This is a genomic window from Actinosynnema sp. NPDC059335, from assembly GCF_042752395.1.
GTDB lineage: Bacteria > Actinomycetota > Actinomycetes > Mycobacteriales > Pseudonocardiaceae > Actinosynnema.
The window spans coordinates 1-10,811 of sequence record NZ_JBHYXZ010000224.1 but is presented as its reverse complement, the minus strand read 5'-3'; the positions used below and the strand labels follow the sequence as shown (position 1 = coordinate 10,811).

General features: G+C 77.7%; 2 protein-coding genes. Both read right to left on the bottom strand.

The features are described 5' to 3' along the window. Positions 1–4,356: beta-ketoacyl synthase N-terminal-like domain-containing protein (locus ACFXGA_RS37615; RefSeq protein WP_378097092.1), on the bottom strand; the 4,356-nt coding region annotated here is incomplete at its 3' end. A 56-nt stretch (positions 4,357–4,412) separates the two neighbouring features. Continuing rightward, positions 4,413–10,754, bottom strand: a complete 6,342-nt coding sequence (locus ACFXGA_RS37610; RefSeq protein WP_378097089.1) for an SDR family NAD(P)-dependent oxidoreductase — start codon at positions 10,752–10,754, stop codon at positions 4,413–4,415. Positions 10,755–10,811: the final 57 nt, after the last annotated feature.

The window sequence follows — 10,811 nt, the reverse complement described above, 5'->3', positions numbered from 1 at the left end:
GCCGGAGGACGTGGCGTCCGGGTCGACCGACGGCGGGATCACGCCGAGGGCGAGCAGGACGTCCCGGAAGTTCAGCCCGGCCGCGCGCAGCCGGACGCGCACCCGGCCGGGCCCGAGCGGTTCGCCGGCCTCCGGCCACGGCGCCAGGGCCAGGTCCGCGAACGTCCGCCGGCCGACGTGGTCCAGCCGCCAGTGCCCGGTGGGCGGTGTCGGCAGCGCGCCGGGTTCGGCGGCGGTGAGCGTCGGCCGGTGGACGGTGCCCGCGCGCAGGGCGAGCTGCGGTTCCCCCGTCGCGAGCGCCGCGGCGAGGGCGTGGCGGGAGGCGGGTTCGTCGTCCACGTCCACCAGGGCGAACCGACCGGGGTGCTCGGCGTGCAGCGCCCGCACGAAACCCCAGACGGCCCGGTGCGCCAGCCCGTCCCGCTGCTGGTCGCCGTGCACGGCGACGGCCCCGCGGGTGAGCACGACCAGCCGCGCGTCCGCCGACCGGTCGTCGGAGGTGATCAGGTGGGCGACCGGCAGGACGTGGTACAGCGCCTCGCGCACGGCGTCCGGGCCGGCGGCGGGGCAGGCCAGCAGGATGCCGTCCGGTGTCGGGGAGTCCGCCACCGTCGAGTGGTCGGCGTGGACGTCCACGGTCCAGCCGGCGGCACGCAGCGCGGCGGCGAGGCCGTCGTCCCCGATGACCGCCCACCGGCCGGGGGCGGCGGCCGGCAGGTCCGGCAGGGCGGTCCAGGACGGGAAGAGCAGGCCGTCGGCCCGGCTGCCGGGCATGGGGCGCAGCGCCAGGGACCGGATGGAGGCGACCGGGCGCCCGGTGTCGTCCGCCGCCTCGATCGAGATCGCCCGCGGCCCGGCCGGGGCCAGGCGGACGCGCAGGGTCTCGCCCGCCGGCGCCGCCACGCGGGCGCCGGACCAGGCGTAGGGCAGCAGCGTGCCGTCGTCGTCTGCCAACCCGCCCAGCGCGACCGGGTGCAGGGCGGCGTCGAGCAGGGCCGGGTGCACCGGGTAGTCGTGCGGGCGGTCGGCGGGCAGGGTCACCTCGGCGAAGACCTCCCGGCCGCGACGCCACACGGCGCGGACGCCGCGGAACGCGGGCCCGTAGGCCAACCCCTTCGCGGCCAGGTCCGCGTACAGGTGGTCCAGCGCCACGGGTTCGGCGTCCGGCGGCCAGGCGCGCAGGTCGGCAGGTGGTTCGGCGGGCGGTTCGGCGGGCCCGGTCGCGAGCGTGCCGGTGGCGTGCCGGGTCCACTCCGCGTCGCCCGCGCGGCGGGCGTGCACGGTCAACGCGCGCGACGCGGTCACGGTCACCCGCAACTGCACGTCCGCGTCCTCGTCCAGCACGAGCGGCGCTTCCAGGACCAGTTCCTCGACCAGGTCGCAGCCCACCTGCCGGGCCGCCGAGCCGGCCACCGACAGCCAGGCCGTGCCGGGCACGACGACCGCGCCCGCGACCCGGTGGTCGGCCAGCCACGGGTGCTCGGCGAGTGACAGCCGGCCGGCCAGCACGACGTCCCCCGACCCCGGCAGCTCGACCAGCGCGCCCAGCAGCGGGTGCCCGGTCGGGGTGAGGCCGACCGCGCGGACGTCGGCGGGCCCGGACGACTTCGGCGTGGGCAGCCAGTAGCGCTCGCGCTGGAACGCGTACGTGGGCAGCGGCACGCGCCGGGCGCCGCGGCCGGCGAAGACCGCCGCCCAGTCGACCGCCTGGCCGGCCACGTGCAGCCGGGACACCGCGGTGAGCACCGTCCCGACCTCGGGCCGGTTGGGCCGCAGGGACGGCACGGGGGTGCCCGACGCGCCCGCGGCGGCCAGGCACTCGGCGGCGGGCGCGGCCAGGTCGCCGCCGGGGCCCACCTCCTGGAAGCGGGTGCAGCCCAGGGCGACCAGGGCGGCCATGCCGTCCCGGAAGCGGGTGGCGCCGCGGGCGTGGCGCACCCAGTAGTCCGGGTCACCGGGTTCGGCACGCTCCCCCGTCAGGTCGGACACGAACGTGAGCCGCGGTGCGCGGGGAGTGATGCGCGAGGCCACCTCGCGCAGTTCGGCGAGCACCGGGTCGACCAGGGGCGAGTGGAACGCGTGGCTGACCCGCAGCCACGTCGCCGTGCCGCCACCCGCCCGGAAGTCGGCGACGACGGCGGCGAGCGCGTCGCGGTCACCGGAGAGCACGGTCGCCTCCGGCCCGTTGACCGCTGCCACGGCCAGCACGTCCTCACGGCCCGCGATGAGGGCGGCGGCCCGCTCCTCGCTCGCCCGCACCGCCGCCATCGCGCCGCCCTCGGGCAGCCGGCCCATGGCGCGGCCCCGGGCGGCCACGAGCGCGGCGGCGTCGTCCAGGGAGAGGATGCCCGCCACGTGGGCGGCCGCGATGGCGCCCACCGAGTGCCCGAGCACGGCGTCGGGCCGCACGCCCCACGACCCCAGCAGCCGGGACAACGCGACCTCGAAGGCGAACACCGCCGGCTGCGTCCACTCCGTCCGGTTCAGCGCGGACCCCTCGAAGACCACGTCGCGCAGCGGGCGGTCGAGGTGCGGGCGCAGGACGTCGCACACCTCGTCGAACGCGGTGGCGTAGGCGGGGAACGCCCGGTACAGCTCCCGGCCCATGCCGGGGCGCTGGGAACCCTGGCCGGCGAACAGGAACGCCGTCCTGCCCTCGCCGGCCGCGCCGCGGAACACGTCGGGCGCGGGCTCGTCGGCGGCGATGGCCCGCAGGCCCGCCGTGAGGCCCGCGTGGTCGGCCGCGAGCACCGCCGCGCGGTGGCGCAGCCCGCCGCGCGTGGTCGCGAGGGAGAAGCCCAACGACGTCAGGTCTTCGGTCGGGTGGTCCAGCAGCCGTTCCGCCTGGGCCCGCAACGCCTCGGCGCTGCCCGCCGACAGCAGGACCGGCACGACGGGCAGCGAAGCCGACGGCTCGGCGTCGGCGGGGGCGGACGGCGGGGCGGACGGCTCGGCGTCGGCGGGCGCGGGCGCCTGTTCGAGGATGACGTGGGCGTTGGTGCCGCTGATGCCGAACGACGACACCGCCGCCCGCCTCGGGTGCCCGTGGTCGGGCCACGCGACGCGCTCGGTCAGCAGCGCGACCGTGCCCTCGGACCAGTCCACCAGCGGCGTCGGCCGGTCGGCGTGCAGGGTCGCGGGCAGGACGCCGTGCCGCAGCGCCTGCACCATCTTGATCACGCCGCCGACCCCGGCGGCGGCCTGGGTGTGCCCGATGTTGGACTTCAGCGAGCCCAGGCGCAGCGGGCGCTGCGCCGTGTGGGCGCGACCGTAGGTGGCCAGCAGCGCGCCCGCCTCGATCGGGTCGCCGAGCCGGGTGCCGGTGCCGTGCGCCTCCACCACGTCGACCTGCGCGGCGGACACCCCCGCGTCGGCCAGCGCCTGCTCGATCAACTGCTCCTGGGCCGGGCCGTTCGGCGCGGTCAGGCCGTTGGTCGCGCCGTCCTGGTTGACCGCCGAGCCCCGGATGACGGCCAGCACCTCGTGGCCGTTGCGCAACGCGTCGGACAGGCGTTCCACCAGCAGCAGCCCCGCGCCCTCGGCCCAGCCGGTGCCGTCGGCGGACTCGGCGAACGCCTTGCAGCGGCCGTCGGCGGCCAGGCCGCGCTGGCGGCTGAACTCGATGAACGACGTGGGCGTGGCCATGACCGTCACGCCGCCGACGAGCGCCAGGCCGCACTCGCCGCGCCGCAGCGCCCGCGTGGCCAGGTGCAGGGCCACCAGGGAGGACGAGCACGCCGTGTCCACCGTGACGGCGGGGCCCTTGAGGTCGAAGGTGTAGGCGATCCGCCCGGAGGCGACGCTGCCCGCGCTGCCGGCGCTCAGGTACCCCTCGTAGTCGCGGGGCGCGGGCTGGAGCCGGGACGCGTAGTCGTCGTACATCGCGCCGACGAACACGCCGGTGCGGCTGCCCCGCAGCGACGCGGGGTCCAGGCCCGCGCGTTCGAACGTCTCCCACGCGACCTCCAGCAGCAGCCGCTGCTGCGGGTCGATCGCGTGCGCCTCGCGCGGGGAGATGCCGAACAGCCCGGCGTCGAAGTGGGCGGCGTCGTGCAGGAAGCCGCCCTCCCGCGCGTACGACGTGCCGACGGCGTCGGGGTCCGGGTCGTAGAGCGCGGGCAGGTCCCAGCCGCGGTCGTCCGGGAACGGGCCGACCGCGTCCACCCCGTCGGCGACCAGCCGCCACAGGTCCTCCGGCGAGGCGACCCCTCCGGGGTAGCGGCACGCCATCCCGACGATCGCGATCGGCTCGCGATCCCTCTCCTCGGCCTCGCGCAACCGCGCGCGGTAGCCCTGCGCGTCGGCGATGGCCTTCTTCAGGTAGGCCCGCAGTTGCTCTTCGTCAGCCATGTGGATCTCAGCTCTCCGGCGTCGTGCTGCCCGTCCGGGTTCGGTGGTCGGTGGCGCGTGGGTCAGGTGAAGTCGTTGACCAGGGCGAACAGCTCCTCGTCGCTCGCGGACTCCAGGCGTGCGCGAGGGTCGGCCTCCTCGTCGCGGGGTGCGCGTCGGCCCGCGGCGGCCTCGGCGGCGTCGAGCAGGGCGCGCAGTTCCGCGGTGACCCGTTCGAACCCGGCGGGGTCCGCGGCCGCTTCCCGCACGGCGGTGGTGAGGTCGCCGAGCCGGGCGGCGAGCGAGTCGCGCGCCGGGGCGGTGGTCCCGGCGGCGATCAGCTCGCGCAGGTGCCCGACCACGGCGGCGGGCGTGGGGTGGTCGTAGACCAGGCTCGGCGGCAGCCGCAGCCCGGTGCCGCGGCCGATCAGGTTGCGCAGCTCGACCGCGGTGAGCGAGTCGAGGCCGAGGTCGCGGAACGGCCGGTCGACGGCGATCGCGGCGGGGTCGCCGTGGCCGAGGACCGTCGCCACGTGCCCGCGCACCAGGTCGGTCAACACCCGCTCGCGCTCGGTCTCGGGCAGGGCGGCGACCGTGGCGCCGGGGTCGGGCGTGGCGGTGCGGGGCCGCGGCGCGAGGCCGGTCAGCAGTGGCGGCAGGTGGTCGCCCGCGCGGAGGGCGGCGGTGTCCAGGCGGGCGACGGCCAGGACGGCGTCCCCGGCGGGGACGGCGGCGTCGAACAGGGCGAGGGCGTCGGCGGTGGGCAGCGGCCGCAGGCCGATCCGGGCCAGCCGGCGCAGGTCGGTCTCGGCGAGGTGGCCGCTCAGCTCACCGCGTTCCGCCCACAGCCCCCAGGCCAGGGACCGGGCGGGCAGGCCGAGCGCGGTGCGGTGCTGGGCGAGGGCGTCGAGGAAGCTGTTGGCGGCCGCGTAGGCGGCTTGGCCTGCGGTGCCGAGGAGGCCGGCGACCGAGGAGTAGAGCACGAACGCGGACAGGTCGAGGTCCCGGGTCAGCTCGTGCAGGTGCCAGGCGGCGTCGAGCTTCGCGGCGAGGGGCGCGTCGAGGCGCTGCTCGGTCAGGTCGGTGAGCACCGCGTCGTCGATCACCCCCGCCGCGTGCACGACCGCGCTGAGCGGGTGTTCGGCCGGGACGGCGGCGAGCACGGCCGCCAGCGCGTCGCGGTCGCCCACGTCGCAGGCCGCGAAGGAGACTCCCGCGCCCAGCTCGGCGAGTTCGGCGGCCAGCCGGTCGGCTCCGGCCGCGTCCGCGCCGCGCCGGGAGACCAGCAGCAGTCGGCGCGCCCCGTGCGCGGCGACCAGGTGGCGGGCCAGGACGGCGCCCAGCGCCCCGGTCGCGCCGGTGATCAGCACCGTGCCCCGGTCCCACCGGACGGCCTCGGGGGACGCATCGGCCGACACCTGCGCCCGACCGCCACGCACCGCCTCGGGCGAGGCGTCGGCCGGGACCTGCGCCCGACCGCCACGCACCGCCGCAGGCGACGTATCGGCCGGCACCTGCGCCCGACCGTCACGCACCGCCTCGCGCGATGTGTCGGCCCGGACGAGACGGGGTGCCAGCGCCCGGCCGGCGCGGACGGCGAGCTGTGGTTCGCCCGGGGAGGCGAGCGCGGCGGGCACGGTGTCGGTGTCCAGGTCGGCCAGGACGATCCGGCCGGGGTTCTCGGTCTGGGCCGTGCGCACCAGGCCCCAGACGCCGGCGGCGGCCACATCCGTCACGTCCTCGCCGGCGGTGGCCAGCGCGCCGCGCGTCACGACGACGAGCGTCGAGCCGGCGCACCGCTCGTCGGCCAGCCACGCCCGCACCGCGCGCAACGTCCGGCCCAGCACCGCGCGCGCCGCCACGGGGACGTCGCCCTCACCGGAGACGGCGGCCAGCACCACCGTTTCGGGGACCGGCGCGCCGGCGTCCACCGAGGCGAAGAACCCGGTCAGGTCGTCGGTGTGCGCCGAAACGGCGTCCGAAGCGGGCAGGTCGACACCGACCCACTCGACGCGGAACAGGCCGTCGGTGCGCGGAGCCCGGCGTCCGAGCGGTCGGAGCAGCAGCGACCCGACCTCGGCGACGGGCGCTCCCGTGCCGTCCGCCAGCGTCAGCGACGCCTCGTCGCCCCGCACCCGGAGCCGGACGCGGAGCACGGCGGCACCGCGGGCGTGCGTGCGCACGCCGGTCCAGGCGAAGGGCACCCGAGGCGGCTCCACGCCCGCGTCGAGCAGCAGGGGGTGCAGCGCCGCGTCGAACAGGGCGGGGTGCACGGCGTAGCGGCGCGCCTCCGGCCGCACCTGCTCGGGCAGGACGACCTCGGCGAACAGCTCGTCGCCGGCACGCCACACCCGGCGCAGGCCGCGGAAGGCGGGCCCGTACCCGTACCCGGCGTCCGCCAGGGTGTCGTAGAGGCCGTCCAGCGGCACCTCGGCGGCGTCGGCGGGCGGCCAGGAGGTCAGCCACTCGCCCGCGTCGGCGGACGCGGGGGCCAGCGTGCCCGTCGCGTGCGGGGTCCACGGGCCGTCGTCGGGCCGCGCGTGCAGGGTGAACCCGCGGTGCCCGGCGTCGTCGGCCTCGCCGACCACGACCTGGACCTGGACCGCGCCGGAGGCGGGCAGGAGCAGGGGCGACGAGAGGGTCAGCTCGGCGACCTCCGGCGTGCCGGCGTGCCCGCCCGCGCAGGCGGCCAACTCCACCACGGCGGTCGCCGGGAGCAGGACGTCGCCGCCCACCGCGTGCTCGGCGAGCCACGGGTGGGTGTGCGTGGCGGGCCGTCCGGTGAAGACGTGGACGTCCCGGTCGGCGAGGTGCACCGCGGTGCCCAGCAGCGGGTGGCCCGTGCCGAGCCCGTCGGCGTCGACCGCGCCCTCCTCGGCCTGGAGCCAGTACCGCTCGCGCTGGAACGCGTACGTGGGCAGGGCCACCAGCCGCGCGCCGGGGAAGACGGCCCGCCAGTCGGGGTCGGCGCCGCGCAGCCGCAGCGCGGCGAGCGCCCGCGCGGTGGCCTCGGCGTCGGGCCGGTTGCGGCGCAGGGTCGGGACGAACTCCGCCGCGCGGCCGGCCAGGCACTCCCGCGCCAGCGCGGTCAGCACCGCGTCCGGGCCCAGCTCGACGAACGTCGTGACGCCCGCTTCGGCGAGGTGGTGCACGCCGTCCGCGAACCGCACGGCCTCGCGCACGTGCCGCACCCAGTAGTCGGGCGAGGTCAGGTCCGCGCCGGGCGCGCCGGTGAGGTTGGAGACGACGGGGATGCGCGGCGCGTGGAACGCCAACCCGCGCACGACGGCGCGGAACCGGTCCAGCACCTCGTCCATGTGCGGCGAGTGGAAGGCGTGCGACACCGACAGGGCCGAGGTGCGGACACCCCGCTCCCGCCACGCCGCCGCGACCTCCGCCGCCGCGTCGGCGTCACCGGAGATCACCACGGCACGCGGCCCGTTGACGGCCGCGACGACGACCCGGCCGCCGTGCGGCGTGAGCGAGTCCCGCACCGCCTCCTCGTCGGCCTCGATCGCGACCATGGAGCCGCCGGCGCGGGCCGCCTGCATCAACCTGCCGCGCTCGGCGACCAGCACGCACGCGTCGGGCAGGGACAGCACGCCGGCCGCGCACGCCGCCGCGACCTCGCCGACGGAGTGGCCCAGCAGGAAGTCGGGGGTGATCCCGCAGTGCTCGAACACCCGGTACAGCGCCACCTCGACGGCGAACAGCGCGGCCTGGGTGAACTCCGTCCGCGCCAGCAGCTCCGACCCGGGCGTGCCCGCCTCGGCGAACAGCACCTCCCGCAGCGGGCGGGGCAGGCGCGGGTCCAGGTGCCGGCACACCTCGTCCAGCGCGGCCGCGAACACGGGGTGCGTCGCGTACAGGTCCGCGCCCATGCCCGGCCGCTGGCTGCCCTGCCCGGTGAACAGGAAGGCCGTCTTCGCCGCCCCGTCGCGGTGGCCGGGCGCGATGTCGCCGCGGGCGATGGCCGTGAGGCCGCGCAGCAGCGATGCGCGGTCCGCGCCGACGGCCGCGGCGCCGTGGTCGAGCAGGGCCCGGCCGGCGGCCAGCGTGTAGCCGATGTCGGCGGCGGACAGCTCCGGGTGGGCTTCGACGTGCCGGGCGAGGCGGGCGGCCTGGGCGCGCACGGCCTGCTCGGTCCGCCCGGTCACGAGCCACGGCACCGCGCCCACGACCCCGGCGGGTTCCTGGTCGGCGTCCGGCGCCTGTTCCAGGACGAGGTGCGCGTTGGTGCCGCTGATGCCGAACGACGACACGCCGGCACGTCGGGGCCGCTCCACGGCGGGCCACTCCCGTGGGGCGGACAGCACGGACAGCCCGCTGGCGTCCCAGTCGACGTGCGGCGACCGCGGCTCGGCGTGCAGCGAGCGCGGCAGCACGCCCGCCGCCAGGGCCGCCGTCATCTTGATCACGCCGCCGATCCCCGCGGCGGCCTGGGCGTGGCCGATGTTGGACTTGAGCGAACCGACGAACAGCGGGCGGTCGGCGGGCCTGCCCTTGCCGTACACCGCCGCCAGCGCCTCGGCCTCGATCGGGTCGCCCAGCACGGTGCCGGTGCCGTGCGCCTCCACCACGTCCACATCGGACGGTGCTAGGCCCGCGTCGGCCAGGGCCGCGCGGATCACCGCTTCCTGCGCGGGGCCGTTGGGCGCGGTGAGGCCGTTGGACGCGCCGTCCTGGTTGACCGCGCTCCCCCGCAGCACCGCCAGCACCCGGTGACCGCGACGCCGGGCGTCGGACAGCCGTTCGACCAGGACCAGGCCCACGCCTTCGGACCACCCGGTGCCGTCCGCGCCCGCGCCGAAGGACTTGCAGCGGCCGTCCGGCGCCAACCCGCGCTGCCGCGAGAACTCCACGAAGGTGTTCGGGCTGCTCATCACGGTCACGCCGCCCGCGAGCACCAGGTCGCACTCCCCCGACCGCAGCGACCGGACGGCCAGGTGCAGCGCCACCAGCGACGACGAGCACGCCGTGTCGACGGTGATCGCCGGTCCCTGGAGGCCGTAGGTGTAGGACAGCCGTCCGGACAGGACGCTGGACAGGTTGCCGGCGAGGAGGAACCCCTCGAACTCGCCGGGGGTGCGGGGCAGCCGGGACGCGTAGTCGTCGTACATGGCGCCGGTGATCACCCCGGTGTTGCTGCCGCGCAACGACTCCGGGTCGATGCCCGCGCTCTCGAACGCCTCCCAGGCCGTCTCCAGCAGCAGCCGTTGCTGGGGGTCGGTGGCGGCGGCCTCGCGCGGGGACAGACCGAACAGCTCGCGGTCGAACAGGTCCGCGTCGTGCAGGAACCCGCCTTCGCGGGTGTAGGAGGTGCCGATCCGCTCCGGGTCCGGGTCGTACAGCCGGCCGAGGTCCCAACCGCGGTTGGTCGGGAACTCCCCCACCGCGTCGACCCCGTCGGCGACCAGCCGCCACAGCTCCTCCGGCGACGACACGCCGCCGGGGAAGCGGCACGCCATCCCGACGATCACGACCGGGTCGTCCTCCCGCGCCCGCGTCACGGGGCGGGCGGCCGGCGACGGGGTCTCCTCGGTGACGCGGGACAGCAGGTGCGCGGCCAGCCGGGTCGGCGTGGGGTGGTCGAAGATCGCGGTGGCGGCGAGCCGCAGGCCGGTGGCCGTGCCCAGCCGGTTGCGCAGGTCCACGCCCGCCATGGAGTCGAGGCCGAGGTCGTTGAAGGTGCGTCGCGGGTCGACCGTGCTCCCGTCCGGGTGACCCAGGACGGCCGCGGTCTCGGCGCGGACCAGGTCCAGCACGGCGTCGGACCGGGCGGACCCGGTCAGTGCCGCGACCCGGCCTGCCCACCCGCCGGGCGGTGTCGGGGCCGGGGTGCGGACGAGCGCCCGGTACAGGTGCGGGACCGGCGTGCCGGTGCGCCCGAGCCGGGCCGGCGACAGGGCGGCGGGCACCACGAGCGGGTCGCCGGTGGCGAGGGCGGCGTCGAACAGGGCGAGGCCCTGGTCGGGGGTCAGCGGCCGGACACCGGCCCGGTCCCACCGGTCGAGGTCCGCGCCGGTCAGCCGGGAGCCCATGCCGTGGCTGCCGTCCCACAGGCCCCAGGCCAGCGAGACGCCGGGCAGGCCACGGGAGGCGCGGTGGTGGGCGAGGGCGTCGAGCACGGTGTTGGCGGCGGCGTAGTTGGCCTGGCCCGCGGCGCCGACGATGCCGGACACCGAGGAGAACAGGACGAACGCGGTCAGGTCGAGGTCCGCGGTCAGCTCGTGCAGGACGCGGGCGGCGTCGGCCTTGGGGCGCAGCACGTCGGCGAGCTGCCGGTCGGTCAGCGTGTCGACCGTTGCGTCGGCCAGGACGCCCGCGGCGTGCACCACGGCCGTCAACGGGTGCTCGGCGGGGACGCCGGCGAGCAGTGCGGCGACCGCGTCGCGGTCCGCGACGTCCACGGCGGCGGTGGTCACCGTCGCGCCCCCCCCCCGCTCCGCCGGGGGGTGGCCGGGGGCGCGCGGGGGCGGCGC